The organism is Kosakonia sp. H7A, from assembly GCF_003028445.1.
GTDB lineage: Bacteria > Pseudomonadota > Gammaproteobacteria > Enterobacterales > Enterobacteriaceae > Kosakonia > Kosakonia radicincitans.
Window position 1 is genome coordinate 491,617 of sequence record NZ_PYTZ01000001.1, and the last position, 26,965, is coordinate 518,581.

Consider the following 26,965-nt stretch of genomic DNA (forward strand, 5'->3'; position numbering starts at 1 on the left):
TCACATTTTTTTCTTATACGCCCAGAGAATTGCAGGCACAATCGGGCTGGGCAAACGCGCTGAAATCATTAATCATTATCACGGGCGTCTTCCTGCAACGCCCACTCTTCAGCAACTTAATAAAGGTGTGTAAATCATATGGTTGATCTACGTCAGTCCAGGGATGTGCCGCAAGTGATGCTGTCGGTACTGTTTTTAGCAATCATGATTATCGCCTGTTTGTGGATTGTTCAGCCCTTTATCCTCGGTTTTGCCTGGGCGGGAACCGTAGTGATAGCCACCTGGCCGTTGCTGTTACGTCTGCAACGCCTGCTATTTGGCCGACGCTCGCTGGCGGTGCTGGTGATGATGTTGCTCTTAATCCTGCTGTTTATTGTTCCCGTTGCCCTGCTGGTGAACAGCCTGGTGGACTCCAGCGGCCCGGTTATCCATGCCATTACCACCGGTTCGATGTCACCGCCCGATCTCGCATGGCTGCACAGCATTCCGCTGGTCGGTGAAAAGCTCTATAGCGGCTGGCATAACCTGCTGGATATGGGCGGCACCGCGATCATGGCGAAACTGCGGCCTTACGTTGGCGCAACCACTACGTGGTTTGTCGGCCAGGCCGCGCATATTGGGCGTTTTATGCTGCACTGCGGCCTGATGCTGTTATTCAGCGCCTTGCTCTACTGGCGTGGTGAGCAGGTTGCGCAGGGGATTCGCCATTTCGCCGTTCGTCTGGCGGCCAGGCGCGGCGATGCGGCGGTACTCCTCGCCGGTCAGGCTATCCGCGCGGTGGCGCTGGGCGTGGTCGTGACCGCGCTGGTGCAGGCGGTTCTGGGCGGAATCGGGCTGGCCATTTCCGGCGTCCCTTACGCTACGCTGCTCACCGTCGTGATGCTGATGAACTGTCTTATTCAGATTGGGCCATTGCTGGTGCTGGTTCCGGCGATCATCTGGCTTTACTGGAGCGGCGATTCCACCTGGGGTACCGTGCTGCTGGTCTGGAGCTGCGTGGTCGCCACGCTGGATAACTTTATCCGCCCGGTGCTTATTCGCATGGGCGCAGACTTACCGCTGATTTTGATCCTCTCCGGCGTCATCGGCGGGCTGATCGCATTTGGTATGATCGGCCTGTTTATTGGCCCGGTGCTGCTGGCCGTCTCATGGCGTCTTTTCTCCGCATGGGTGAATGAAGTACCCGAACCGACCACGTGCCCAGAAGATATATTGAATGACGAGCAAAATTCGGGAGCCTCTTCCTGAAATAGTCTTAAGGCGGGGTAGCCCGCCTTAAGTAATTATTAAGTCACACTTATCATTTAAGATAATAAAATCTGGTCAGCCCCCTCTGTAGCCCGCAGAATGCGGCATCTTCGGCATATATTCTTCAAGACTATTAAACTAATGAGACGAATCTGATCGACTCAAAAAATCAGCATGCCTACTATAAGTCCACGGTTATAAATCAACACCTTGGTTTATAAGCATGGAAATCCCCTGAGTGAAACAACGAATTGCTGTGTGTAGTCTTTGCCCATCTCCCACGATGGGCTTTTTTTTCACCTCAAAAACGTCACTTCGCATTACCGGCCACCGCGCATGTACCATTATCAAGCGCTGCGCCAACAGGCAGATAATCTAACGCTAAATGTACTGCGCTGACGTCCCGGCCATCACAGGCCCGTATATGATCATTATACGAGGCGCAGCCGTTGAGCACCGTACAGGCCAGTACAGCAATAACCATCAATAAACTTTTCATGCAAACCATTCCAGATAATACAGGTGAGTCAACATTGCATTTAAAAAAACGCACGCTGATGCAAAACAAAAAAATTAACGACTAAAGAGAGTTGGAGAAGTAGAAATAAATAGCAGAGATCGCGTAAATCCTTATCCCACTCTGCCAGCAAACAGATTGTGTTGCGCCAGAATATGATCAACCACATTGCGTAACCTTCCCTGCAACGCCATATAAGCCCGGCGATCGCCCGCGTAATTCACCCACATGGCACCTTCAGGTTCCACTTCCACAAAGCCTGTTTGCCCATTACAAATAAAATGAACGTAATGCCGTTCATGGTTTTTTTTCATATTACATTGCCTCGAAACACGCCGCTTAAATAAAGCATGAAATACTATGCGGGATAAATAAAAGTGAACGAAAGGGATTATATTCAGGGTAATTATCAATACAATAAATATATTCAGGATCGCGGCACAAATAGCTTACGATCACACGCATAGCTTACGTTTATGTGAGAAATAAAGTGGGCTTGTTATTTCTCACATGTATTTGTTATCTGCATGCTAACCAGAAAAACAGCCCACTTGGCGATGGGCTGCGGTTTGCTAGCGGTTGATTTCGCAGTGGCTCATCATCCTCCATGCGGCTGGCAGCACCCGCGTTTCACCGGTAACATTCACCGTTGCTGTCGCGCGTATATCTCCCGATGACGCGCCAGCCCGCAACTCAAACTCCCCCGGCTCGACGATGCGCTTGCCGTCGCGCCGCGTGAAATTGAGCATATCCACGGGCAGCGTAAAGGTCAGCGTTGCGGATTCTCCTGGCGAAAGGTCCACGCGCTGGAACGCTTTCAGCTCCTGTACCGGCCGCACCATCGAAGCCACTTTGTCGCGCACGTAGATCTGCACAACCTCGCCGCCGCTGCGTTCGCCAACATTGGTGACCCGAACCTGCAATGCGATCTCGCCATCAATAGCCACTTCCGGCGTTAACAACACCAGAGGCGCGTAATCGAACTGCGTCCAGCTCAGGCCGTAGCCGAACGGGTAGCGGGAGCCAAAATGGAAGGCGAACGGCGTCCCGCCGCTTTTCAGTTTGTGGTTGTAATAATAGGGCATTGCGCCCGCGCTTTTCGGCACGCTCACCACCAGCCGTCCCTGCGGTTCCGCGCGGCCGGTCAGCACATCGGCAATTGCGTAGCCGCCCTCCTGGCCCGGCGCCCATGCCATTAACCAGGCGGCGACACGCGTTTCCAGCCCTTGCAAGTTGTAAGGGCGCCCGCCGGTCATCACCACCACCACGGGTTTACCGGTCTCTACCAGTGCCTCAAGCAATCGCTGTTGTACGCCCGGCAGCGAAAGACTGTCCGTATCGGAGCCTTCACCCACCGTGCCGCTCTGGAATAGCCCGGCGAGATCGCCCACACAAGCAATCACCACATCGCTCTCCTGCGCTGCACGCACTGCCTGCGGGATCAGGCTTTGATCCATGGAAACCGGCGATTGCTGCATCGGTTTGCCGGAGGCATCGCCCGGGAAAACCGGCGCTCCCGCCATGCGTTTTTCAATGATATGGCAACCTTTCGCATAGCGAACATTGCCCTCGCCCAGCGCCTGGCGCAAGGCTGCCAGCGGCGTGGTAACCTGCGAGGTCTCTTCCAGCATATCGCTGATGATCAAATGTACCGGGAAGCTGTAACCGCTGAGCAGGGCCAGCGGATCGTCCGCTGTCGGGCCAACCACCGCCACTTTTGCTGCTCCTCGCAGCGGCAGAATGCCGTTGTTCTCCAGCAGGGTCAGCGAACGGGTTGCCACGTCACGCGCAGCCTGCCGCGCCGCATCAGACTGCAACACGATGCGACGCTCATCCGTATAGGGCTGTTCGAACAGCCCAAGGCGGAATTTAACCGCCAGCACGCGGGCGACAATTTCATCGATCTTCGCCATCGAAATCAGTCCGCGCTCAACCGCCTCCGCCAGATGACGGGCGCAGTCATCTTTCGGCAATTCAATATCCAGCCCGGCGTTGAAGGCTAATGCCGCCGATTCTGCCGCATCATGACTGACGCCGTGATGCTGATGGAGCAGGCTGACGCCGCCATAATCGGCAACAATAATGCCATCAAAGCCCCACTCTTCGCGCAGCAGCGTGGTCAGCAGAAAATGATCGCTGTGCCCAGGTTGATTATCGATGTCGTGATAAGCGGGCATCACCGAACCGGCTTTCGCCAGTTTGACAGCCATTTCAAAGGGCAACAAAAAGGTGTCGTTAAGTTCGCAAAAACCCAGGTGCACCGGCGCATGGTTGCGCGCGCCTTCGCTGAAAGAGTGGCCAACGTAGTGTTTAAGCGTCGCCAGCATATCGCCCCGCTCACCCTGCAACCCCTCAACATAAGCGCAGGCCATCACGCCCACCAGCCACGGATCTTCGCCAAACGTCTCCTCGGTGCGGCCCCAGCGCACATCGCGCGAAACATCCAGCACCGGCGCCAATCCCTGCTTGCAACCGGTGCTGCGCGCTTCTTCGCCGATTTGCTGTGCGGTGCGTTTGATCAGCGCCGGGTCCCAGGTCGAACCATAGTTGAGCGATGAAGGAAATAGCGTGGCGTCTTTGCACAACAAGCCCACCAGGCACTCTTCGTGAAACAGCGCCGGGATCCCCAGCCGCGTCTCTTCTACCATGGTTTTTTGCAGCCGGTTAGCGGCTCTTACGCCGCTTTTCGCATCAACAATATGCGTACCGAGCGGACGGGTAATCTGCCCGATACCGCGCGTTAACCGTTCCGCCAGCGCCGCCTGGGCACTGACGCCAGCAAATTCGTCGCTCAGATCGCTGCGTTCACGGTGCTCGCCATCTTCTGACAGCACCAGCCACAACGCATGCATCTGGGCGAATTTCTCTTCCGGTGTCATCCTGGCAAGCAGATCGGCCACGCGTTCGGAAACCGGGCGGCCAGGGTCCTGATAAATTGCGCTCATCGGGTCACTCCTGTGTTACTGAAATCCGGGGAAGTTTGTGGGGTTGTCACTGAATTGCTGGCGTCGCGTTTGCGGATCAGTTCGCGGGCAATCGTGTTGGTCAGCTGGCTATTCAGTTTGTAGCGGGTAAGCAGCAGCACCATGCCAATAAATAGCAGACACGGGATCAGCGTAAACAACGCATTGATAGTGGTCAGTACGCTGGCCGTTTGCTGCGCCTGATTTGGTACATAATCCACCGCGCCCAGCACCCAGCCAACAACGGCGCCGCCCAACGCAAGACCGAACTTGATGGCAAACAGCGCCGTCGAGAACACCAGGCCATCAAGGCGTCGCCCGCTGCGGTGCTCTTCGTAATCCACCACATCGGAAAACATGGTCCACTGTAGCGGCGTGGTGAGATTCTGAATAAAGCTGAAAACAATGTTGAGGCCGAATATAAGCCACACTTGTGTGGGCGGAATGATAAATATCAGCGCGGCAAACACCACAAAGGTAATGATGGTCCACTGATAAGCACGAACACGATCAAATTTCCCTAACAAACGTGCGGAGAATAATGCGCCAAGCAGCGCTGCAATCATGCCGGAAACAATAAAGGTAAAGACCATTTCCGGGCGCTGTAATACATATTTGACGTAATACATAGTTGCCGAACCGCGCGTAACCACAGCGGTAAGCAGTAAAATATTAAACAGAAAAACAATGCGCCACTGGCTATTTTTCGCCAGTAATTTGAGATCGCTGAATATTGATCCTGAGCTGTCATTATGCGGCGTATAACGCTCACGAGTCATAAAGAAGCAGCCGAAGAACAGTAAAATACCCAGCACGCCCATCATACTCATCGCGTAAAAATAGCCCTTCTGATCGTTACCGTTACCGAGCTGCGCCACCAGCGGTAACGCAATCACAGTCACGATCAATCCGCCGATAAACGACAGGCAAAAACGCCACGATTGCAGGGAATGACGCTCCTGCGGGTCCATGGTCAGCGCACCGGGCATGGCGCAGTACGGTACATTTATCGCGGAGTAGATAAAACTCAGGATCGCGTAGGTCACGCAGGCATAAATGATTTTTGCCGTTGGGCCCGCATCCGGCACATAGAAAGTGATAATGCAACTGACGCCAAACGGAATCGCAAACCACAGCAGCCAGGGACGGAAACGTCCGTGACGGGTTTGCGTGCGATCGACCAGTGCGCCAATACAGGGATCGGCAAACGCATCAATCACACGCACCACCAAAAACATGGTGCCCATAATAGCGGCGGGTAAACCAAAAACATCGGTATAGAAATAAGCGAGAAACAGTGTGGCCGTTTGCCAGACCAGCGCGCTGGCCATATCGCCGAGGCCATAACCTATTTTATCTTTGGTACTAAGAACAGAGGTGAGGGTCATTTTTTATCAGCCTTGTGAGGTGAAAATGGATATTTCAACCTGACGCGAACAGGGCTTCGCGCCGCTTACTACAGGCTAAAGTATTAGAAGAAGCGCTCACCCGGACAATTGTGATAATTACCAGGCTTTTTACGTTTTTTAGTAATTGTGATCGCCGACGAGTTAGCGGCGAAAATAAAAAAATCCCCGACATTGTGCCAGCATCCACATGCCAGCCAACAAAATAAAACCTATAATAATTACTCACATGCAAAAAAACACTGATTATGTAACCAGTGTTTTTTAGTGCATTTTATCTCAATTCAGGCTAATTTTACCCTTTCTGAATCGCCACGGATAATCTGGACACTTCTGAGACGTTGATGGAATGACCCCACCCCGATAGACGATCCTGCCCTATAGTTTGGGCTGACGCAGGTATTATGGATTGCTGCTTACGGAAAAGCAAAACGGGGAATATTAAGCAATCAGCAAACCCCGAATATTCAAAAATCTACTGCGGGATTTCAGTGAATAAGCCAGCTACAATGCATGTGCAAGAATAAAAATCATTATGCATAGCTCAGAATGATGTCGTGAAAAAGGAGAGTCAAATGAGACACAGCCAGCAACATGCCCCCAGGGTATTCAGGCTGACTTCTTCAGTAGGCGATTGCGGAACGAACGATCCGAAAGAAGTAAAAATTGTCCAGCAGCAGCTTGTCGGTGCCGGATACTCGGTAGCGACCGGCAGACATATTCAACCTGATGGGCGTTGTAATCTGGATACCGTCGAGGCAATACGCTGGTATCAACGATTGCTGAATTTATCACCATCAGGGCTGATCAATGCTACTGATACCTGGTTTATGCAGGCGCTGGAAGAAGCAACCACACCCCACTGGCGGCCCAAAAATATCAGCGGCCCACTTCGAGTAAGCATTGGGCAGATAACGTTTGATGCTGAAGGCACAGACTATATCACCGCAGTGATGCCATTCAGGCAGAACCCATATCCATATTTTTCCAGAATCCTGCACTGGCCACCAGTTGGCGGATCAGGTGTCACTCTGGGCAGAGGATACGATATGGGTAATCGCAGTGCGGGCGAAATCCTGGCGACGCTCAGGCAGGCGGGTATTGAAGAGTATAAAGCCCAACTGTGTGCAAAAGCTGCCGGGCTTAAAAATCGAGAAGCAGATCAATTCGTAAAAATGTATGGTCCGTTCGTAGGTGAAATTACACACCAGCAGCAAATACGGTTATTCGAAATTGCATACCGTGAAAAAATTGAATACGGGAAAGGCGTTTACAGCCGTCAGGTACGGCGCTTAGGCATTACCAATGCTCTTGACTGGAATAGCGTAGATAAAACCATCAGGGATGCGTTTATTGACACGCTATATCAGGGTAACGTTACGGCGAAACAAATGGTTAAAATCATGGCCGAAGGTGGTAGCAGACAGCAAATCATCGATTATCTGCGCAACGACAGCAATCTTGGCAGTGACGTTAGAAGAACAAACATAAGAGTAAGGAACCTTCAGTAATGAAAAAGCTTCTGGTTTTAGTTTCCCTGCTGCTGGCATCTAATGCTTCGCTGGCTGCCGCTGCTACTGATATTACGTCGAATAAAGATGTAAAAGCCTGCATCCAAAAATACGGTGAAAATAACAGCGAATGTCTGGAAGACCTCAGCGATAAAACAGACGATGCACTTAACAAAGCTTACACCGATAAGCTTAAAGAGATTGAAGGGTTTGATTACACCCAATGGTGGATGGGTGATGAAGATCGCAAAAAGCGGATGATCGATGCTTTCAAGAAAAGTCAGAGTGAATGGTTAAAATACCGTGACGATTACTGCAATGTAGCAACAACTGGCGCTCAAGGCACACACTCCCTGGGAGCTGCTTTTGCTGGGTGCAATATAAACATGAATAGCCGGCGCATTAGTGAAATACAGATGATTCAAATGAAGAATAAAGAATAAATTAGTTAGCGCGTTCTCATTTCAATATTTTTCAATCCCCGGCCTGATTTTATAAGCGCCATTAACTTAAGCCGGGGACAACACTCAAACAATGCTCGATGAGTTATAGCTGCGCCATAATGTCTCCATCTGGTGCATAAGGTGCCACAGGGTGTTCAGTCCGGCGGCTTAAAGATTATGGCGGGTTGATTATGGAAAATTAAACTATGGCTATTCGTATTTCATATCTTCAAGATTATTGGCAACATCAATCAGTCTTATTTTAAGTTGCTCAACCATATGATCATCGTACTCATCATATTTAAGCCAATACCGCGCTTTCTCTCTGCAAACCCTCGCAAGTTCTTTATCATACCGACTCACGGCTGAAGAGGCAGAAAACCATAGGTTGTGCAATGCATGCTCCTCTGCGATATCTCTAATATGAGTTTTGTTCAACTTTTCCGAATACGCGATAGTCGCACCTACAGATGGTGTTAAACCATCGATAGCGGCTAAACGATCTTCTCTTTTGAGTTTGCCAAAGCTTAAAACTTGTGTGCCAAGCCAAGTCAACAATCCTATTTCAACCATGATAAAGTCCTGATATTTATTTTTTCTTTTCGTTAATCATCTAAAAATAGATTGGATCACATGCGTTTGGCTGCTAAATTCCTGTCACTCACTCTCTGCACCATAATCACTCAGCATCTGCATCAGCACCGTTCTTGGTATTTCCTTTGATGATATCCTGAAACTGCTCCTTATAGCAGAGGTGATAACTACAGATGAGATTAAATTATCTCTGTATGAAAAACGAGCCATTTTACCAATGCTCTCGCGCGTCCCCTGATAAAGCAGTTGACCACACTCGGTAGTAAGAGACACGTACAAACTCTCAGAAACAATCTCGTCTTTTCCGTCGTAGCTTATTGATTCAACGCATGAAGACGGTATAGCTGTAATACTATCACCGACTTTAAAAGTGAAATCACCTTTGTCAGCAAACGCATAGAACGGCAAAAGCGCAGCAATAAACAGCATTATCCTAATATTCATATCCCCTCCGTACTGGGGGGGATTATATCAGGCTGCGGTCTCTTTGGCTGAACACATCTCAGGCAAATCTGCCCTCATCAACGCCTCGAAGAACGGCGGCGTGAAAGACATTGCTACGACGCAGCCCCTGATGCTATCAATATTCCTGTGAAAACTTGCAGAACTGAGAATGGTATTTTTAGCTTCACTATGCAGTGTATGTTCTACAAGATTATCATGCGAACCATGGCATAATATCCTGTACCACAGTTTGAACGTTAAAGATAAAAAAATGGATATATGGGATATAAACAAACTATTGATTTTTATAGCATTTGTCATACCTGATTTCCTCAGCATGAAGCTTTATAGTGTCTTACATCCTAATGTTCAACTGGATACATCGAAGACGCTCGTAGAAGTGGTTTCATATAGTTGTGTTAATTACGCGATTTGGTTTATACTGATTTATTACGTCGAAAAATCCACAATTCATACTTCTTGTACAATTTTGTATTTTATTTAATCGTACTTTTTATAAGCCCGATCGCCCTTACTATTTTCTTTGTCTGGATGCGTTCATGGAAATGGCTTGGCCGACTTCTGCCACATCCAAAAGGGCGCGCATGGGATTATTTTTTTGGTTTAAAAGAGCCGGCTTGGGTCATTGTTACATTAAAGGATGGAACTAAAATCGGTGGAAAATATGCTGAGAACTCATTTTCATCAAGTGCACCAAACCCTGAACAACTATACCTTGAGGAAAAATGAGTGATTAATTCTGATGGTGGTTTGGAAAAGCCACGAGAAGAGACTATGGGTGTTCTAATATTATCAAAAGACATTGAAAATATTGAGTTTTTCAAATACCACATTCCTACAGCAACCCCCTAAAGGAGGTCCCGTGACCGAAGAAAAAAGAGGTATTGCACAAGATGGTTATCAGCCATCAAAAAGAGATCAACAACATCGTAATAGCGTAAATAGTGGGTATAAGCCGTTAAAACAAACAGATCAACCAGCGCCGCCCCCTAAGAAGCCGTGAACAAAATTAAAGGATGAAAAATGACCGACCAAAAAAATACCAAACAAGATGGCAACCAACCAAGGGATGGTCAATACGGTTATCAGCCGAAATCCCAACCCGTTGAGAAGGGATATCAACCCGTCAGCCAAGTTGTAAAACCGACTCCTCCGCCCAAAAAACCTTGATTAATATGGCCCCTCACAAGAGGGGCTAATTAGATTTAGCATTAAACAATATGTTGAACATCTAAACAGATCATCAATCGAACATCCACAATTTCGAGTCGCATATATCACGGAAGCGAATTTCCCAGCGTCGAATGCACCGGGCTTTGAGTGTTTTGCTTAAGCTTTCGCTCCGATCCGAAAATTTTGTGTATCTGATAGCCCTCCAGTTTTCGCGACAAACGTACGCCATCGGCTATGTTTCCGCCGGACATTCAGGTGATTTAACCTTTGCGCGCCAGCGCTGTACAAGCGGTATTCCGGATGACGTGGCTTGCCGATGTTTTTCACGATGCCCGCCATCCGCAGATCAATTGCTTCGCGGATGCCAAAAGAAAGCTGCGTGCCGCTTTGGCGCGGCGTCGCCAGCCCGATAGCCTCAATAAATTCCACAATGGCTTTTTGTTTTGGCTTGAGGGTATTTGCCATCGTCACGCCCTCCCCTTAAAACCATGCCTTTCCTGAATTTCGCGAATTTTTGCGAGCTGTTGCGCCTGCGTCAGCGGCTTGCCGCCCAGCTTCGGAAGCTGTTTTTCGGCTCCGGGATCTCTTCGCCGCGACGAATGCGCAACGCCATAGCTGCCAGTTCTTCACCTGCTTTGCGACGTACCTCGGCATCACTCAGACCACTGGCGCTCATCTGCTGGTACAGCGTGGTCACGATCCAGTAATTCGCGGATGATTTTCTGGTGTTCTTGCCGTCGATTTTCCCCGGCCACGGAAATGATTCTGCATCCGGATAGCTCCCGCGCGTGCGGCAGTAGCGATAAAAAAGCTCCATCAGCTCCGCCTGTTCTGGCAGCCCAACAGCAACACACTCTTGCGCGCGGCACCAGGCGACGAACTGGCCAGACGACGGAACAAAGTTTTTTTCCTGCTGGCGCGCCACGCGCAGCCCTGCGTCGATTTGCGCGCTAGTCCAAATCCCATTGACTGTAGCCACTGGCGGCGCATTTCGTCGAGGTCTTCCTGGGGTTTGTTCGACAGATACGGGAAAATCTCGCACACAGTTCGCGGAACAGGCCATTGAACAAACCGGCAAGCGCTTTGAGCTTCTCCCCTTGCGACTGTTCGTCCTGAATTTCCGGCAAGCCAGGTACGGGCACGGCGGCTAAAGCGCAACATCGAAATCAACTGCTGGGACAAATTTGATCCGGAGCGTGCGCATGAAGCTGATTAACCGAAGCAGCAAAAATTCACCGCTGGCGCGACAGGCATGCGACGCGGCTCTGGCATCGCATGTCGAGAAATTTGGCCCGTACGGGCGCCATGACAAAACGACGACTTACACGGTTATGGTTGAAGGCGTGAAAATCACCGTTGAAGTGGTCAACCGCCCGGCAAGCTATGTTGCGACGGCACTGACAGGAAGGCGCCGTATACGCTCACTTCTAAGCCGTGGAATAAATTCAGAGCGGGAAGAAGTATGAAAATCAGGACAAAAGACAACGAGGGCCACTACTTCCGGGAAGTGGTTATAGACATGGTGCCACTGCCGTGGCCTGAGTATGGTGTGAGGTGGGTATGAATACGATTTTTTTATTACTGGCTGAATTTGAAACAGCATCAATACCTCTTGCCGATGTATGCGAAAAATACTTTGGCATGAAGTCAGCGACCGCTGATAAAAAAGCTGCTTTGGGGCAATTGCCTATCCCAACGTTCCGGGCTGGCGAAAGCCAGAAAGCGCCGAGGATGATTCATATTCAGGATCTCGCCGATTACATAGAGAAACAGAGGGCGGCAGGAAGAGAACTTTTTAAACAAATGAACAGTTAGTGACATGCCGGGCTTAGCCCGGCTTTTTCGTATTGTTTGATATTATTTCTTTATATTTTACCACAGCCCGGCACCCCATAAGCACCCCATTCGAACATAAGGCAATGATAAATATATAATAAACCCCGACATTGTGCCGGGGATTTCCTTCAGTGCGTTATTTTTTCAGTTCGGCAAGCGAGAGCCATGTCTGCACCACGGTGTCCGGATTCAGCGACAAACTGTCGATGCCTTCATCCATCAACCATGCGGCGAAATCTTCGTGATCCGAAGGCCCCTGGCCACAGATACCGACGTATTTGCCATGTTTTTTCGCCGCGCGAATCGCCATCGACAGCAGGGCTTTCACCGCCTCATTGCGTTCATCGAACAGTTCGGAAACGACGCCGGAGTCGCGATCGAGGCCCAGCGTAAGCTGCGTCATATCGTTGGAACCAATCGAGAAACCATCAAAGTGCTCAAGGAACTGCTCCGCCAGCAGTGCGTTGGACGGAATTTCGCACATCATAATGATCTTCAGCCCGTTCTCACCGCGTTTCAGTCCCTGGCGCGCCAGTTCATCAACCACGGCTTTCGCCTGCTCCACGGTACGAACGAACGGGATCATGATCTCAACGTTTGTCAGCCCCATCTCGTTGCGCACGCGTTTTACCGCTTCGCATTCGAGCGCAAAGCAGTCGCGGAAGCTGTCGGCTACATAACGACCCGCCCCACGGAAACCGAGCATCGGGTTCTCTTCTTCCGGTTCATAACGCTCGCCGCCGACCAGATTGGCGTATTCGTTCGATTTAAAATCCGACAAACGCACAATCACGCGCTTCGGCCAGAACGCCGCGCCCAGCGTGGCAATCCCTTCCGTCAGACGACCGACGTAAAACTCAACCGGCGAGTCAAAACCTTTCATCATCTCGCGAATTTCGCTTTGCAGCTTCGCTTCCTGATCATCAAACTCCAGCAGCGCGCGCGGGTGAACGCCAATCATGCGGTTAATGATAAATTCCAGGCGCGCCAGCCCGACACCTTCATTCGGCAAACAGGCGAAATCAAAGGCGCGATCCGGGTTACCGACGTTCATCATGATCTTCAGCGGCAGATCCGGCATGGTATCGACGCTGGAGCTTTTCACGCTGAAATCGAGCAGATCGGCATACACATAACCCGTGTCGCCTTCGGCACAGGAGACAGTTACTTTTTCACCGGTTTTGATACGTTCGGTCGCATCACCGCAACCTACCACCGCCGGGATCCCCAGTTCACGGGCGATAATCGCCGCATGGCAGGTTCGACCACCACGGTTGGTGACAATCGCAGCCGCCTTCTTCATGATCGGTTCCCAGTCCGGGTCGGTCATATCGGTGACCAGCACATCGCCCGCTTCAATCAGGTTCATTTCGCTGATGTCGTGGATCACTTTAACCGTACCTGCGCCGATGCGATGACCGATAGCGCGGCCTTCAGAGATGATTCGCCCTTGCGCATGCAGCGTATAGCGTTCCATCACCTGTCCACGGGAGCGCACCGTTTCCGGACGCGCCTGCACGATAAACAACTTGCCGGTATGGCCGTCTTTCGCCCATTCAATATCCATCGGACGACCATAGTGTTTTTCGATTTGTACCGCCTGTTTGGCCAGCGCCTGCACATCGGCATCGCTCAGCGAGAAGCGATCGCGATCGGCCTGCGGCACATCTTCAATCTGTACCTGTTTACCGTGTTCCTGCGTGGGCGCATAAATCATGCGGATCTTTTTCGAGCCCATCGTGCGGCGCACAATCGCCGGACGACCAGCCGCCAGCGTCGGTTTATGCACGTAGAATTCATCGGGGTTGACCGCGCCCTGCACCACCATCTCGCCCAGCCCCCACGCAGAGGTGATAAATACCACCTGGTCGAAGCCGGATTCGGTGTCAATAGAGAACATCACGCCGGAAGCGCCGATGTCCGAGCGCACCATACGCTGCACGCCCGCTGAGAGCGCCACGCCGCGGTGGTCATAACCCTGATGCACGCGGTAAGAGATAGCGCGGTCGTTAAACAGCGAAGCAAACACGTGTTTAACAGCCACCAGCACGGCGTCATAACCCTGAACATTGAGGAATGTTTCTTGCTGACCGGCGAAAGAAGCGTCCGGCATATCCTCCGCCGTCGCCGAGGAGCGTACGGCAAACGAGGCCTGCGCGTCATCCTCCGACAGTTTTGCATACGCATCATGAACCGCTTTCTCCAGCTCCGGCGGGAAAGGCGTATCGACAATCCACTGGCGGATCTGTGCGCCGGCTTTCGCCAGCTCAGAGACATCGTCAATATCCGTGTTATCCAGCAGCGCATAAATACGTTGATTTAAGCCGCTCTGTTCAAGGAACTGGTTAAACGCATCGGCGGTGGTCGCGAACCCATTCGGCACGGAAACTCCCACGCCTGACAGGTTAGTAATCATTTCACCAAGGGAGGCATTTTTGCCCCCAACTCTGTCTACATCATTCATGCCGAGTTGGTCATACCAAAGCACCAGCGGAGACGAGCCATTGTTGGACATCGAAACAATCCTTTTGTGATATATGAATGGGTAAAATCTCAGACTGCGTATTAATCCTGGCATAATTAATTCGCCGGAAAAAACGGTGAATCGTGTAAGCAATTCCAGATTATGGTTTTTCGGACAGATTCCCATCAATTAATCACGCGCCGAGAATATCTCTTTTTAGAATATCCTTATTTTTCATACGCCATCAAAAAAAGTGAACCCTGTAGTTCATAAAAAATAAAAACACCATTTCATTTTAAAAATGAGAAAAAGGAGATACGCACAATGAAGATTTTAATTTATGCTTTCAGAGAATTACGTATGAAAGTCAGGATGGGTTAAATGGACAGTTCTGTTGATCGCCACGTGTTTTATATTTCTGATGGAACCGCTATCACCGCTGAAGTATTGGGCCATGCGGTGATGTCACAATTTCCGGTCGCCGTCAGCAGCATTACCCTGCCTTTCGTGGAAAACGAGAGCCGCGCCCGCGCCGTCAAAGATCAGATTGATGCTATCTATCAGCAAACGGGCAACCGTCCATTGGTTTTTTATTCCATTGTGATCCCCGAAATTCGCTCTATTATTTTGCAAAGCGAAGGATTTTGTCAGGACATTGTTCAGGCGCTGGTTGCCCCATTACAGCAGGAATTAAAGCTCGATCCTACCCCGATTGCGCATCGCACGCATGGGCTTAATCCGGGTAATTTAACTAAATATGATGCGCGTATTGCCGCAATTGATTACACACTGGCACATGATGACGGTATTTCGTTGCGCAACCTCGATCAGGCTCAGGTCATTTTACTGGGGGTATCGCGCTGTGGAAAAACCCCAACCAGCCTCTATCTTGCGATGCAATTCGGTATTCGCGCAGCGAATTATCCCTTTATTGCCGATGATATGGATAACCTTGTACTTCCGGCTGCGTTAAAACCGTTGCAGCATAAATTATTTGGTCTGACCATTAACCCTGAACGCCTTGCAGCAATTCGTGAAGAGCGGCGGGAGAACAGCCGGTACGCTTCTTTGCGACAGTGCCGCATGGAAGTAGCGGAAGTGGAAGCGCTTTATCGCAAAAATCAGATTCCCTGTCTTAACAGTACCAACTACTCAGTTGAAGAGATTGCGACCAAAATGCTCGACATCATGGGACTGAACCGCCGCATGTACTAAGCGTGGCTGCACCAGTTTTCTGGCTGCGGATTGCCCGGAGAACAGGCGGCATAACGACGAAAAGCGATGTTTGCGGATATTTAAAAATAAGTGACATATCAAGAGAGATGTCACTTATACACATATCAACAATGCGAGATCATTGCAGTTAATAGGTTGCTATTAGATGAATAACAGAAGTGGAGAGAGGCACAACAGCCCTGCACCAACCACGCCAGCACCTGCTACACCAACCCCTACAGCACCGACCACACCAATAGCGCCGAGCGTACCCACCACGCCAATCGCATCAGCCGCGATGCCGCCTAACAATCCCATCGACAGGCCGGTGTCTCCAAACGAATAATGATCTTCACCTGGAAGCATCATATCAATCAACTTACCAATACCGCCCCCCAGCATAGCACCCGCTACGGAGAAAAGAATTCCACCTGAAGCATATTGCATTTCATGAGTTGTAAGTTCTTTCATTTCATTATCCTTAATATTAATTGTTCATTTATACATAAAACAAATAAGAATACCATTTTGAAATCAATAAAATAATTTCCAATGACCAATGATACTCTTTATTGTTTATGCATCACCCAAAATCGCCAACAATAATGATAAGTGCATTTTTGGACGTATTACATCACGGATGGTCGATAAGAAAATATGGACACTTCGTAATATTAATGAGCCGATAAGAAATCATAAATCAATAATTGTATTTTACTGTGGGGAAGTCCCCCACAGTAAAATTAGCAGCAACTCACCTTCCGTGGCGATTTATGATTTACTTTCTGAAAATATTCATAATACTGGTGAAAAGATTCAGGCTGGTTTCAAGCACAACGCCGATGCCCTTACCAATGTTACGCCCTAAATCAGTTGCGAAAGAACTTTTCCCGCCAAAGGCCGCATCAATCACAATACCAATGCCTTCGCCGAGCATACCCGCAGCCAGAGAGATCAAACCTGCACCGGATACGGCCTGCATTTCATCATTGCTGAGTTGTTTCATCAAATTCCCCTTAATCTTGAAACAATATTTAAATATTCAGCTGAAAAAAAATAGGTTTCAGCTTTCTGGAGCTATCACATGACAACTCCAAATTCTTTTATAAAATATACTTAATAGTATCTGCCAGCGATGAATACATTGTCCAGAAATAGAATTAGATATTTTTCCTAAAAAACACTTAAAATGAAAATCATACAGAAATTTAATATTCTTTCTTGCCACATGATTTAGCAATCATTTTATAACAGTAAGCATAGCGCGGATACATTTATCAAATATATTGTACGAAAAGAAATTTCCGATAATAATTCCGAAAAGCGGAAATAATAGATAGTGTTCAGTTTGAAAATAATTACTATCTGACACGACTGGCGATCACACTGTAGAAGACAAATCACAGCAAAGCGTGCTCAAAATATGCTCACTCAAAATGTATTACGCTCATTATTGTACTAACAAGCTAGTACACTGATTCATACTGCGCTATGATATCTGCCACTGAAGTAATGCGCTTCGCGGCCATACTTGAAATAAGCCGCGATTGGTTTATGGTGTGCGCATCACTTCCGGCATTCCTGCCGCTGAAGCACCTAATTTTGAGACGCTTGATGAACAAAACCGATGAACTTCGCACTGCGCGCATCGACAGCCTGGTGACACCGGCTGAACTGGCGCAGCGTTATCCTGTTAAACCTGATGTTGCCGAACATGTTATTGCATCCCGGCGGCGAATAGAAAAAATCCTCAATGGCGAAGATCGCCGTTTACTGGTGATTATTGGCCCCTGCTCCATCCACGATTTTGATGCGGCGGTAGATTACGCGCGTCGCTTGCAGACGCTGCGCGAGAAACATCACGCTCAGCTTGAGATCGTGATGCGCACCTATTTTGAAAAACCGCGTACGGTTGTTGGCTGGAAAGGACTGATCTCCGATCCGGACCTGAATGGTAGCTATCGCGTTAATCATGGTCTTGAACTGGCGCGCAAGCTGCTGCTCCAGGTCAACGAACTGGGTGTGCCAACGGCGACTGAATTTCTCGACATGGTAACAGGGCAATTTATAGCCGATCTGATTAGCTGGGGGGCGATTGGCGCGCGCACGACGGAAAGCCAGATCCACCGTGAAATGGCGTCAGCGCTCTCTTGCCCGGTCGGTTTTAAAAACGGCACCGATGGCAATACCCGCATCGCGGTCGATGCGATCCGCGCCTCCCGCGCCAGCCATATGTTCCTCTCGCCGGATAAAACCGGGCAGATGACCATCTATCAAACCAGCGGTAATCCTTACGGGCATATCATTATGCGTGGCGGTAAAACGCCGAACTATTACGCCGAAGATATCGCCAATGCGTGCGATACGCTGAGCGAGTTTGATCTGCCGGAATACCTGGTGGTGGATTTCAGCCACGGCAACTGCCAGAAACAACATCGACGTCAACTCGATGTCTGCGACAATGTTTGTTCGCAGATTCGTAACGGTTCGACCGCCATTGCTGGCGTGATGGTAGAAAGCTTCCTGCAGGAAGGCACGCAGAAAATTGTCAGCGGCCAGCCGCTGGTTTATGGGCAATCCATTACCGATCCTTGCCTGGGCTGGGACGACAGTGAATTGCTGCTGGAGAAACTGGCGGCCGCTGTCGCCACCCGCCTCTGATCGCATCCCGCCGCCAGGCGGCGGGATCCTCTTCCCCTACTTTATCCAGGGGGAAATCGCGAAATGTTACAGAACACCCTTGCTACCAGCTGGCATATTATTGATAATGATTATCATTGTTGATAATAAGCAACCTTGAAACAGTTATGTCGCATACGGATAGCACGACTGCCGCACTCATCGCTTCGCAGGAAAAACCCACCCATATCAGCCCGACCGATCGTCGCATCAACAGTCAACAGCTACTGGGCGAAGAAGGCCGGGTGGTGATTGAGCATAAAGGACAGCAATATCTGCTGCGTCAGACCCATGCCGGGAAGCTGATTCTGACGAAATGAACCGGTTTAACTCGAACAACTGACCTCCAGCCGCTTTCCCCAGTCCGGTGGGCGGCTGACATAATCATCGTTACGATCGCGAAACGGCTGGCGCAGCGCTTCATGTAACTGCGCCAGTTCACTGGCGTCGCCTTTCTCAGCAGCATCAATCACCCGCTGTGCCAGCCAGTTGCGCAACACCAGCGCCGGATTCACACCGGACATCAGCTGTTGCCGTTGCGCATCGTCAACCTGCTCCTGTTGCAGACGCATCCGGTACTGAGCAAACCAACGGTCGAACGCCGCACGATCGATAAATTCATCGCGCAGCGGCGAAGAGACGCTCTGCTGCTCCGTCTGGCTGAGCAGACGGAAGGTACGCGTATAATCACTGCCCTCACGCGCCATCAGCGCAAACAGTTCCGTCAGAAGCTGGTTATCGCCTTGCTGCTGCGTGAGGAAACCAAGCTTACCGCGCATCAGCACGCCATATTCTGTCAGCAACAGATGTTGATAATCATCCAGCGCACTATTCAGCGCCTCAATGTCAATAAACGGCGACAGCGACTGCGCCAGACGTTGCAGGTTCCACAACGCCACTGCAGGTTGATTATCGAAGCTATAACGCCCTTGGTAATCCGAGTGATTGCAGATAAATGACGGCTGATAATCGTCGAGGAAACCGAAGGGGCCGTAATCAATGGTCAACCCGAGGATCGACATGTTGTCGGTATTCATCACACCGTGCGCAAAACCGACCGCCTGCCAGCGGGCAATCAGCGTGGCAGTGCGTCGGACGATATCGCGGAACCACAGCACGTACTTATCGGATTCATTCTGCAAATGCGGCCAGTGGTGGCGGATGGCAAAGTCGGCCAGCTGGCGCACTTTTTGCGGTTCGCGCCGATAATAAAAATGCTCGAAATGGCCGAAACGCAGATGGCTTTCAGCGATGCGCATCAGCATGGCCCCCTGCTCGCGGCTTTCACGCATGACCGGTGTATCGCTGGTAACGATGCTCAGCGCGCGGGTCGTCGGAATGCCAAGATGGTGCATCGCCTCTGATGCCAGACTTTCTCGGATGGTTGAACGCAGAACTGCGCGTCCATCGCCCATGCGCGAATAAGGCGTCAGCCCCGCGCCTTTCAGATGCCAGTCGCGGGTAGTGCCATCCGGCAGTTGTTGTTCACCGAGTAAGATCCCGCGACCGTCGCCCAGTTGCCCGGCCCAGACACCGAACTGATGTCCACTGTAGACTTGCGCCAGCGGCGACATGCCCGGCAGCAATGCTTCGCCGCCCCAGACACCGGCACCCGATTCGGGATGAAAAAGCGCATCCTCCACGCCCAGCTCCTGCGCCAGTGGCGCGTTGTGCCAGATCAGACGGGCATTGTGCAGCGGTGTCGGAGATAATGCAGTGTAAAATTCTGGCAGTTCATCACGCCAGCGGGTAGTAAAAGACAGGGTCATGGTTCCTCCTGCCTTTAGTGTAGTGCCAACCACCAGGTTTAAACACCGGCGAAAAGCAGGGCTATGAGTGGATCAGCGATGTGATCTGCGCAGCGTTGACTGGTGGCCATAGTGCCCCTTGCATTGCGCTGAAGTGAAAAGGTTCCGCCCGCTTCAGGGCAGATTCGTCATCAATGCCCGCAATCATCATTGACTGACAATAGGGACTTATCTGCGAAACGATCGCCCGCATAAAAGGTTCAAACGAAGGAGATGCTAATCGTTGCTGAACAAAATTTTTATCTAATGCGACACGTTTAAATAACCCGTCAAAAATGGCTTTAGTCGATGCCGTTCCGACACCAAAATTAGCCAGTACCAGCGGATATTGTTTCGCCAATAGAGACAGAGAAGGATCCTCTTTTCCTTTATTTAAATTGAGGAAATTCTCATTTATAGTAAATTCCAGAAAAGGGAATTTAGCCACGCTGGCAGCCAGCGTCTCGTCGGTAAGTAAGGCTTCAACAATAGCCGGGGAAATATTAATCCAGGCAATTAATTGATGTTGTAATAAAAAGAGCTGACAGGCCTCTATTAGCGCCAGTTGCTCCTTAAAAAGTTGCAGCATTTCATCAGCCTGCAGGCGCGGGGAAACCAGCTCTGCCGGGGCGCGGACATTACTGTCTTTCCCCACAAAGTTAACGATAACTTCCAGCCCCTGAAGCATTCCGTTACTTTTTCTCGCTGGCTGTAATAAAAGCTCCGGGTGATATGTATCATCAAGCAAAATGATCATTGTGCCAGTCCCGCGTTAAGGGTGATATCCGGAATGGCTAAACACAAGTAGATGAATTCCAGGCTTAATGATTTTAGTGAGGTTAACTCCATTTTTATCCCATTTTATATTTGGCTTCTCCTTTATTAGGTTGCTCACTAATAGTCTTTTCGCCAGATTCAATGTCCACTTATGATAATTAATATTCTAAAAGATAATTAGTGGAAACATCCTGGTTTAACAAATTTTTGCCACGACTGCGCAGCGCTTAAATGCGCCGCGCCTGCCAGAAATTTTTCCGCCAATAGACGTTATCCAATGAAGAACGCATCACGCCGCGGCTGGTAGACGCATGAATAAATTCATTGTCAGTATCATAAATTCCAACATGCAGCCCGCTTTCGCCGGAACCGGTTTTGAAGAACACCAGATCGCCAGGCAATAGATCATCTTTGTCGATTTTCGTGCCGATCTCAGCCTGCTGACGTGTTTCGCGCGGTAGTTGAAGCGCAAATTTGTCGCGGAAAGTCATCATCACAAACCCGGAACAATCGACGCCTGAACGCGTCATACCGCCGTAGCGATACGGTGTACCTCGCCACTCGCTCAGTTGATCGTTCAGACCCGCGATCACCGTGATCGAATCCGACAATCTTGGGTTAGGTGGCGGAGCGCGATGAGAACTACATCCTGCAAGGAACAGTGCCGCCGCCAGAAGAAACCAGATACGCATTCTGGATCTCGCCTCGTACTTTATTTTTATCGGAATAATCTACCGTGTGAATCAGTTGCGTGGCAAGTCACCTTTTCGTCACGTCGCCGGGATCAGCACACGATGCCCGTCTACGTCGAAACGACGAAAAGCCATACCGTAAGCTTCCGCCAGATGAGCAGGCGTCAGCACCTCTTCTTGTTTGCCGCTACCCAGTAGCCGCCCGGCGCTCAGCAACCACACCTGCTGTGCATGGCGCAACGTATGGTTGAGGTCGTGGCTACTCATCACTACGGTCACGCCACCGCTCACCAGCTCCGCTATAAGCTTGTCCAGCGCAGTCTGTTGCGCTACATCAAGGCTATTCATTGGCTCATCCAGCAACAGCAACTGCCCGGAGGGATTCACCTCCGGGTGGATCTGTAAAATCACTGCGGCCAGCCTCACTCGCTGCCATTCACCGCCAGAAAGTTGATTGACTCTACGGCTAAGCTTGTCACCCAGCCCAAGCTTAGCGGCAATTTTCCCCAGACTGTGGGTTTGCGCTGTGTCGCGCTGATGCAACAGCAAATAGTGCCAGACTGGCATAGCAAAAGGCGGCGTCTGCTGCTGGGCAAGGTAAGCGCGATGCTGCGCCAGCGCCAGGGCGGGCCATTGTTCCAGCGGACGGTTGTTCAACAACACCTCGCCCTGCCCGCCAGATAGACCAGCAAGCCGGGAAAGTAGCGTGCTTTTCCCGGCACCATTTGGTCCGACCAGATGCAGAATCGCCGCCCGCTCAACCGATGCCGTAATCGGCCCCAGCCTGCCCGATTCTCCCACATTTTGCAGTTGCAACAGCGCTGACATTATTTCGTCAAAGCCTGTTTAACGGCCTGTTGCAAAGCCGGATCTTCCGGAGTCATATCCGGTGAGAAACGCTGAATCACCGTACCATCGCGGCCAATGAGGAATTTTTCGAAATTCCACAAAATATCACCCGGCTCTTTCGGCGCACGGCCTTTCCTCTCCATACGCGCATAGAAACCGCTGCCTTCCGGCGCAACAGCAGACGGCGCGGCAGCGATCAACTTTTTATACAGCGGATGACGCGCGTCACCATTCACTTCAATTTTGCTGAACATCGGGAACGTCACGCCGTAAGTCGTGCTGCAAAAAGTTTTGATCTCCTCTTCCGAACCCGGCTCCTGGCCAAGGAACTGGTTGCAGGGGAATCCCAGCACCGTGAAGCCCTCACCGGCGAGCGTTTTTTGCAGGTTTTCCAGTTGCTCATACTGCGGCGTCAGGCCGCATTTAGATGCCACATTGACGATGAGTAATACATTACCGCGATAAGTTTCCAGCGTGGTCTGCTCACCATCAATGGTCGTGACTTCGGTATTCAGAATATCCTGTTGCATAGCGTACCCTTTGTTGATGTTATGGATTTCAGGCTTCACGCCCGACCTTTAATAATAACCAGATAAACACCGGCGCACCCAGCGTCGCCGTGACGACGCCGATGGGTAACTCAGCGGCACTGAGCGTCAGCCGTGCAACAATATCAGCGAACAACAGCGCCACCGCCCCCGCCAGCGCGCAACCAGGAAGCAGCACCCGGTGATCGGTCAGCCCGCAGAGACGTAAAATATGCGGGATCACCAGACCAATAAAGCCAATAGCTCCCGCCAGCGCAACGCTGACGCCTACCATCCAGCCCGTTGCCACCACCAGCAAATTTCGCCACAGCCATAGCGGCAGCCCCAACTGCCGGGCGGATATCTCACCCAGCGCCAGAACGTTCAGCGGTTTTGATTGAAAACAGACCCAGATCATCGCTGGTAGCAACGCCACCATCAGCCAGCTTTGTTGCCAGTCGACCCCGCCAAAACCGCCCATCATCCAGTACATAAGCTGGCGTAAATCGAATGAGGTAGAAAAGTAAACCGCCCACGTCATTAACGCTGTACAAATAATGCCAAGCGCTACGCCAGCAAGCAGCAGACGGCTGGTGGTGAGATGACGCCGGGCGAAGCGTAGCAGAATAAGCGTCACGATCAGCGCTCCGGCGATGGCGCACACACCCAGCGCCCAGCCTGGCAACATACCGCCGCCCAGCAGTACAGCGGCAATCAACCCGACGCCCGCGCCACTGGAGACCCCCAACAATCCCGGCTCCGCGAGCGGATTTTCAAAAAGCGCCTGCATCACTGCGCCGCAGAGCGCCAGCGCGGCACCCACCAGCACTACCGCCAGCGTACGGGGAAGACGAATTTGCCAGACAAAGAGCTGACCATCAGGAGTAAACCAGCCGCCTGGCGCGATCCATTGCTCGCCCGCACAGAGGCTAATAAACACAGAGAATAATAAAAGCAGCAATAATCCGCCAAGCCAGCGGCGATTTCGTTGCTGTTGAAGATGAGCGTATGCCAGCATGTTAACCGTTTTACCGTCAGTCAGGTGGCTGATTTTATGATTGATGCCGGGCGCTGAAAAGAAAAAAGGCCGCAGTGCGGCCTTTTTAGTTAGTTCATATCATTCAGCTTTGGGCGAAGCGTTTTCAACACGGCTCTTCAACTTCTGGCCGGGTCTGAAGGTCACCACGCGCCGGGCTGTAATGGGAATATCTTCGCCCGTTTTCGGGTTACGCCCCGGACGTTGATTTTTGTCGCGCAAATCGAAATTGCCAAAGCCGGAGAGTTTTACCTGCTCACCGTTTTCCAGAGCACGACGGATCTCTTCGAAAAACAGCTCTACCAGCTCTTTTGCGTCCCGCTTGCTAAGCCCGAGCTTATCAAACAGATATTCTGACATTTCAGCTTTTGTAAGCGCCATAGGTTCAATCCCTCAATGATGCCTGGAATCGCTCTTTTAATGCCTCTACACATCTGGCAACGGTAGCGGCAATCTCCTCTTCTTCGAGTGTACGGCTGGTATCCTGAAGGATCAGGCTAATGGCAAGGCTCTTATACCCCTCCGCTACGCCCTTACCGCGGTACACGTCAAATAAGTTTACGCCAACTACCTGATTTACGCCAACTTTCTTACACTCGGCCAAAACATCTGCTGCGGGCACATTTTCAGCCACAACAACAGCGATATCACGACGGTTCGACGGGAAGCGTGAAATCTCCTGAGCCTGAGGAACCACGCGGTCTGCAAGCGCATTCCACTCCAGTTCAAACACCAAAGTGCGGCCGTTCAGATCGAGCTTACGTTCCAGTTCAGGGTGCACAACACCAATAAAACCAATACGTTTATCTTTCAGATAAATCGCCGCAGATTGTCCCGGATGGAGCGCCGGATTCGTTTCTGCGCGAAATTCAATGGCGGATAATTTGCCAGTCAGCTCCAGAATAGATTCCAGATCGCCTTTCAGGTCGAAGAAATCCACGCTGCCTTTTGCCAGATCCCAATGTTCTTCATAACGGTTGCCGCAAATGGCGCCCGCCAGCATGACATCCTGACGAATACCAAGATTTGCCTGGGTATCAGGGACAAAGCGCAGACCCGTTTCAAAAATACGCACGCGGCTCTGCTGGCGGTTCTGGTTATAAACGATAGTGCCCAACAAACCAGTCCACAGTGACAGACGCATTGCCGACATTTCGCTGGAGATCGGGCTTGGCAGGATCAACGCTTCTTCGCCCGGATGGATCAATTGCTGCAATTTCGGATCAACGAAACTGTAGGTGATCACTTCCTGGTAGCCTTTGTCGTTGAGCATGGTTTTCACACGCTTCAGCGACAGATCCGCTTCACGGTGTTCGCCCATGACCAGACCGGCCTGAACCGGCGCATCCGGAATGTTGTTGTAGCCGTAAATACGCGCCACTTCTTCCACTAGATCTTCTTCGATTTCCATATCGAAACGCCAGCTCGGCGCAACGGCCAGCCATTCGTCCTGGCCTTCAGTGACTTCGCAACCAAGGCGCTTGAGGATATCACTGACCTGCTCATCGGCAATATGATGACCAATCAGGCGATCCAGTTTGCTCCGGCGCAGACGAATGGTCGCACGTTTCGGCAGCTTAGCTTCATTCGTGACATCAATGATTGGACCCGCTTCGCCGCCGCAGATATCCAGCAACAGGCGAGTTGCGCGCTCCATGGCTTTGTACTGCAATTGTGGGTCGACACCGCGCTCATAACGATGTGAAGCATCAGTGTGCAGACCATGACGGCGTGCACGACCAGTAATAGAAAGCGGATTGAAGAAAGCGCATTCCAGCAGTACGTTCTGGGTTTCGCTGTTCACGCCAGAGTGTTCGCCGCCAAAGATACCGCCCATCGCCAGCGCTTTGTTATGGTCAGCAATAACCAGCGTGTCCGCGTTCAGTTTCGCTTCGCTGCCGTCCAGCAGCACCAGGGTTTCGCCCTCTTTTGCCATGCGCACCACGATGCCGCCCTCCAGGCGATCGCGGTCAAACGCGTGCATCGGCTGACCCAGTTCCAACAGAACATAGTTGGTTACGTCCACAACCGCATCAATTGAACGAATACCGCAGCGACGCAGCTTCTCTTTCATCCACAGCGGAGTTGGCGCTTTAACATTGATGCCCTTCACTACTCGTCCGAGGTAGCGCGGGCAGGCATCGGCGGCTTCCACTGTGATCGGCAACGTGTCGGTAATTGTCGCGGCGACCGGCGAAATTTCCGGCGCCGTCAGCGGAGACTGGTTCAGTACCGCCACATCGCGCGCAACACCAATGATCCCTAAGCAATCCGCACGGTTCGGCGTGACGCTGATCTCAATGGTATTATCATCAAGCTTCAGGTATTCACGGATATCGGTGCCGATCGGCGCATCTGCCGGCAGTTCGATAATGCCGTTGTGATCGTCAGAAATACCGAGCTCGGAGAAGGAGCACAGCATGCCTTCCGACGGTTCGCCGCGGAGTTTTGCCGCCTTGATTTTGAAGTCACCAGGCAGTACCGCACCCACTGTCGCTACGGCGACTTTCAGGCCCAGACGGCAGTTCGGCGCGCCACAGACGATGTCCAGCAGGCGATCGCCGCCAACATTTACTTTCGTCACGCGCAGTTTGTCAGCGTTCGGGTGCTGGGCGCACTCCATCACTTCGCCAACCACAACACCATGAAACGCCCCGGCAACCGCCTCCACGCCGTCCACTTCCAGGCCAGCCATGGTGATTTGCCCTGACAGCGCTTCACTGTCAATGGCTGGATTGACCCATTCGCGTAACCACAGTTCACTGAATTTCATTGTTTTGCCT

At 51.0% G+C, this 26,965-nt stretch carries 31 protein-coding genes and 1 other RNA gene; 13 read left to right on the forward strand and 19 right to left on the reverse strand.

The window, feature by feature from the left end; translation table 11 throughout:
- The first annotated feature begins 138 nt into the window (after positions 1 to 138).
- A complete protein-coding gene (gene ydiK, locus CWM66_RS02195; RefSeq protein ID WP_107146201.1) occupies positions 139 to 1,248 on the forward strand; it encodes an AI-2E family transporter YdiK in 1,110 nt (369 codons plus the stop codon).
- A gap of 191 nt (positions 1,249 to 1,439) precedes the next feature.
- Positions 1,440 to 1,547, forward strand: an RNA gene (rprA, locus tag CWM66_RS02200) — antisense sRNA RprA.
- 11 nt (positions 1,548 to 1,558) lie between these two features.
- Here the strand turns inward: rprA and CWM66_RS02205 are convergent.
- The 4 genes from CWM66_RS02205 to CWM66_RS02220 all read right to left on the reverse strand — a co-directional run bounded on the left by CWM66_RS02205 (position 1,559) and on the right by CWM66_RS02220 (position 6,116).
- Entirely contained in the window at positions 1,559 to 1,747 is a 189-nt protein-coding gene (locus tag CWM66_RS02205) for a hypothetical protein (protein WP_007374728.1), read from the reverse strand.
- A 131-nt stretch (positions 1,748 to 1,878) separates the two neighbouring features.
- On the reverse strand, positions 1,879 to 2,079 hold the full coding sequence (locus CWM66_RS02210) for a hypothetical protein (protein ID WP_007374726.1): 201 nt from the start codon (positions 2,077 to 2,079) through the stop codon (positions 1,879 to 1,881).
- A 258-nt stretch (positions 2,080 to 2,337) separates the two neighbouring features.
- On the reverse strand, positions 2,338 to 4,710 hold the full coding sequence (locus tag CWM66_RS02215; RefSeq protein ID WP_035889217.1) for a glycoside hydrolase family 3 N-terminal domain-containing protein: 2,373 nt from the start codon (positions 4,708 to 4,710) through the stop codon (positions 2,338 to 2,340).
- A complete protein-coding gene (locus tag CWM66_RS02220; protein WP_007374723.1) occupies positions 4,707 to 6,116 on the reverse strand; it encodes an MFS transporter in 1,410 nt (469 codons plus the stop codon). The genes CWM66_RS02215 and CWM66_RS02220 overlap by 4 nt, the downstream gene beginning before the upstream one ends.
- Positions 6,117 to 6,709: 593 nt before the next feature.
- On the opposite strand from CWM66_RS02220, the gene CWM66_RS02225 reads away from it, so the two are divergent.
- Positions 6,710 to 7,645 carry a peptidoglycan-binding protein gene (locus CWM66_RS02225; RefSeq protein WP_107146202.1) on the forward strand — a complete coding sequence of 312 codons (936 nt, stop codon included), beginning with the start codon at positions 6,710 to 6,712 and terminating at the stop codon, positions 7,643 to 7,645.
- Entirely contained in the window at positions 7,645 to 8,088 is a 444-nt protein-coding gene (locus CWM66_RS02230; RefSeq protein WP_107146203.1) for a lysozyme inhibitor LprI family protein, read from the forward strand. Before CWM66_RS02225 ends, CWM66_RS02230 begins: the two co-directional genes overlap by 1 nt.
- Before the next feature lie 210 nt (positions 8,089 to 8,298).
- Here CWM66_RS02230 and CWM66_RS02235 read toward each other — a convergent pair whose 3' ends face one another.
- Positions 8,299 to 8,661: a hypothetical protein gene (locus CWM66_RS02235; protein WP_107146204.1), complete on the reverse strand. Its 363-nt coding sequence runs from the start codon at positions 8,659 to 8,661 to the stop codon at positions 8,299 to 8,301.
- An 84-nt stretch (positions 8,662 to 8,745) separates the two neighbouring features.
- The gene (locus tag CWM66_RS02240; RefSeq protein WP_107146205.1) at positions 8,746 to 9,126 is read right to left on the reverse strand and encodes an Insecticidal toxin complex protein tccz; all 381 of its coding nucleotides are present in this window, start codon (positions 9,124 to 9,126) and stop codon (positions 8,746 to 8,748) included.
- Between the two features lie 480 nt (positions 9,127 to 9,606).
- Between CWM66_RS02240 and CWM66_RS29475 the strand changes: the two genes are divergently transcribed.
- The 4 genes from CWM66_RS29475 to CWM66_RS28855 are packed head-to-tail and all read left to right on the forward strand — an operon-like array spanning position 9,607 to position 10,317.
- The gene (locus tag CWM66_RS29475; protein ID WP_369878853.1) at positions 9,607 to 9,876 is read left to right on the forward strand and encodes a DUF6338 family protein; all 270 of its coding nucleotides are present in this window, start codon (positions 9,607 to 9,609) and stop codon (positions 9,874 to 9,876) included.
- On the forward strand, positions 9,877 to 9,999 hold the full coding sequence (locus CWM66_RS29410; RefSeq protein ID WP_255416434.1) for a hypothetical protein: 123 nt from the start codon (positions 9,877 to 9,879) through the stop codon (positions 9,997 to 9,999).
- A 10-nt stretch (positions 10,000 to 10,009) separates the two neighbouring features.
- Positions 10,010 to 10,150: a hypothetical protein gene (locus CWM66_RS28850; protein ID WP_158262934.1), complete on the forward strand. Its 141-nt coding sequence runs from the start codon at positions 10,010 to 10,012 to the stop codon at positions 10,148 to 10,150.
- 20 nt (positions 10,151 to 10,170) lie between these two features.
- Positions 10,171 to 10,317 carry a hypothetical protein gene (locus CWM66_RS28855; RefSeq protein ID WP_158262935.1) on the forward strand — a complete coding sequence of 49 codons (147 nt, stop codon included), beginning with the start codon at positions 10,171 to 10,173 and terminating at the stop codon, positions 10,315 to 10,317.
- A gap of 159 nt (positions 10,318 to 10,476) precedes the next feature.
- Here CWM66_RS28855 and CWM66_RS02250 read toward each other — a convergent pair whose 3' ends face one another.
- Together CWM66_RS02250 and CWM66_RS29200 are read right to left on the reverse strand one after the other, a co-directional pair.
- Positions 10,477 to 10,785 (reverse strand): hypothetical protein, encoded by a 309-nt coding sequence (locus CWM66_RS02250; protein ID WP_107146207.1) that lies wholly within the window; start codon positions 10,783 to 10,785, stop codon positions 10,477 to 10,479.
- Between the two features lie 70 nt (positions 10,786 to 10,855).
- Positions 10,856 to 11,299, reverse strand: a complete 444-nt coding sequence (locus tag CWM66_RS29200; protein ID WP_233218351.1) for a replication protein P — start codon at positions 11,297 to 11,299, stop codon at positions 10,856 to 10,858.
- A 223-nt stretch (positions 11,300 to 11,522) separates the two neighbouring features.
- Here CWM66_RS29200 and CWM66_RS02260 point away from each other — a divergent pair, with 223 nt between their 5' ends.
- Positions 11,523 to 11,786: a DUF4060 family protein gene (locus CWM66_RS02260; RefSeq protein WP_107146208.1), complete on the forward strand. Its 264-nt coding sequence runs from the start codon at positions 11,523 to 11,525 to the stop codon at positions 11,784 to 11,786.
- Positions 11,787 to 11,880: 94 nt separating this feature from the next.
- Entirely contained in the window at positions 11,881 to 12,135 is a 255-nt protein-coding gene (locus CWM66_RS02265; RefSeq protein ID WP_007374662.1) for a pyocin activator PrtN family protein, read from the forward strand.
- 157 nt (positions 12,136 to 12,292) lie between these two features.
- Here CWM66_RS02265 and ppsA read toward each other — a convergent pair whose 3' ends face one another.
- Positions 12,293 to 14,671 carry a phosphoenolpyruvate synthase gene (gene ppsA, locus CWM66_RS02270; RefSeq protein WP_007374661.1) on the reverse strand — a complete coding sequence of 793 codons (2,379 nt, stop codon included), beginning with the start codon at positions 14,669 to 14,671 and terminating at the stop codon, positions 12,293 to 12,295.
- 330 nt (positions 14,672 to 15,001) lie between these two features.
- Between ppsA and CWM66_RS02275 the strand changes: the two genes are divergently transcribed.
- Positions 15,002 to 15,835, forward strand: coding sequence for a pyruvate, water dikinase regulatory protein (locus CWM66_RS02275; RefSeq protein ID WP_035886099.1), 834 nt, complete (start codon positions 15,002 to 15,004; stop codon positions 15,833 to 15,835).
- A gap of 162 nt (positions 15,836 to 15,997) precedes the next feature.
- Here CWM66_RS02275 and CWM66_RS02280 read toward each other — a convergent pair whose 3' ends face one another.
- Together CWM66_RS02280 and CWM66_RS02285 are read right to left on the reverse strand one after the other, a co-directional pair.
- Positions 15,998 to 16,306 (reverse strand): hypothetical protein, encoded by a 309-nt coding sequence (locus CWM66_RS02280; protein ID WP_007374658.1) that lies wholly within the window; start codon positions 16,304 to 16,306, stop codon positions 15,998 to 16,000.
- 307 nt (positions 16,307 to 16,613) lie between these two features.
- Positions 16,614 to 16,841 (reverse strand): hypothetical protein, encoded by a 228-nt coding sequence (locus tag CWM66_RS02285; RefSeq protein ID WP_007374657.1) that lies wholly within the window; start codon positions 16,839 to 16,841, stop codon positions 16,614 to 16,616.
- Between the two features lie 608 nt (positions 16,842 to 17,449).
- On the opposite strand from CWM66_RS02285, the gene aroH reads away from it, so the two are divergent.
- Together aroH and hemP are read left to right on the forward strand one after the other, a co-directional pair.
- Positions 17,450 to 18,496: a 3-deoxy-7-phosphoheptulonate synthase AroH gene (aroH, locus tag CWM66_RS02290; RefSeq protein ID WP_007374656.1), complete on the forward strand. Its 1,047-nt coding sequence runs from the start codon at positions 17,450 to 17,452 to the stop codon at positions 18,494 to 18,496.
- Positions 18,497 to 18,642: 146 nt separating this feature from the next.
- Positions 18,643 to 18,834, forward strand: coding sequence for a hemin uptake protein HemP (gene hemP, locus CWM66_RS02295; RefSeq protein WP_007374655.1), 192 nt, complete (start codon positions 18,643 to 18,645; stop codon positions 18,832 to 18,834).
- A 6-nt stretch (positions 18,835 to 18,840) separates the two neighbouring features.
- Here the strand turns inward: hemP and selO are convergent, their stop codons facing one another.
- From selO to pheT, 8 genes are all read right to left on the reverse strand, one after another.
- Positions 18,841 to 20,283 carry a protein adenylyltransferase SelO gene (gene selO, locus CWM66_RS02300; protein WP_107146209.1) on the reverse strand — a complete coding sequence of 481 codons (1,443 nt, stop codon included), beginning with the start codon at positions 20,281 to 20,283 and terminating at the stop codon, positions 18,841 to 18,843.
- 61 nt (positions 20,284 to 20,344) lie between these two features.
- Entirely contained in the window at positions 20,345 to 21,058 is a 714-nt protein-coding gene (locus tag CWM66_RS02305; protein ID WP_007374653.1) for an EAL domain-containing protein, read from the reverse strand.
- Between the two features lie 247 nt (positions 21,059 to 21,305).
- Entirely contained in the window at positions 21,306 to 21,770 is a 465-nt protein-coding gene (locus tag CWM66_RS02310) for a C40 family peptidase (RefSeq protein ID WP_007374652.1), read from the reverse strand.
- A 78-nt stretch (positions 21,771 to 21,848) separates the two neighbouring features.
- Positions 21,849 to 22,598 carry a vitamin B12 ABC transporter ATP-binding protein BtuD gene (gene btuD, locus CWM66_RS02315; protein WP_035886102.1) on the reverse strand — a complete coding sequence of 250 codons (750 nt, stop codon included), beginning with the start codon at positions 22,596 to 22,598 and terminating at the stop codon, positions 21,849 to 21,851.
- Positions 22,598 to 23,149, reverse strand: a complete 552-nt coding sequence (locus tag CWM66_RS02320) for a glutathione peroxidase (protein WP_107146210.1) — start codon at positions 23,147 to 23,149, stop codon at positions 22,598 to 22,600. Before CWM66_RS02320 ends, btuD begins: the two co-directional genes overlap by 1 nt.
- A gap of 28 nt (positions 23,150 to 23,177) precedes the next feature.
- Positions 23,178 to 24,164 (reverse strand): vitamin B12 ABC transporter permease BtuC, encoded by a 987-nt coding sequence (btuC, locus tag CWM66_RS02325; protein ID WP_035886105.1) that lies wholly within the window; start codon positions 24,162 to 24,164, stop codon positions 23,178 to 23,180.
- 99 nt (positions 24,165 to 24,263) lie between these two features.
- Positions 24,264 to 24,563, reverse strand: a complete 300-nt coding sequence (ihfA, locus tag CWM66_RS02330; protein WP_006820203.1) for an integration host factor subunit alpha — start codon at positions 24,561 to 24,563, stop codon at positions 24,264 to 24,266.
- 4 nt (positions 24,564 to 24,567) lie between these two features.
- Positions 24,568 to 26,955 carry a phenylalanine--tRNA ligase subunit beta gene (gene pheT, locus CWM66_RS02335; protein ID WP_107146211.1) on the reverse strand — a complete coding sequence of 796 codons (2,388 nt, stop codon included), beginning with the start codon at positions 26,953 to 26,955 and terminating at the stop codon, positions 24,568 to 24,570.
- Between the last annotated feature and the right edge of the window lie 10 nt (positions 26,956 to 26,965).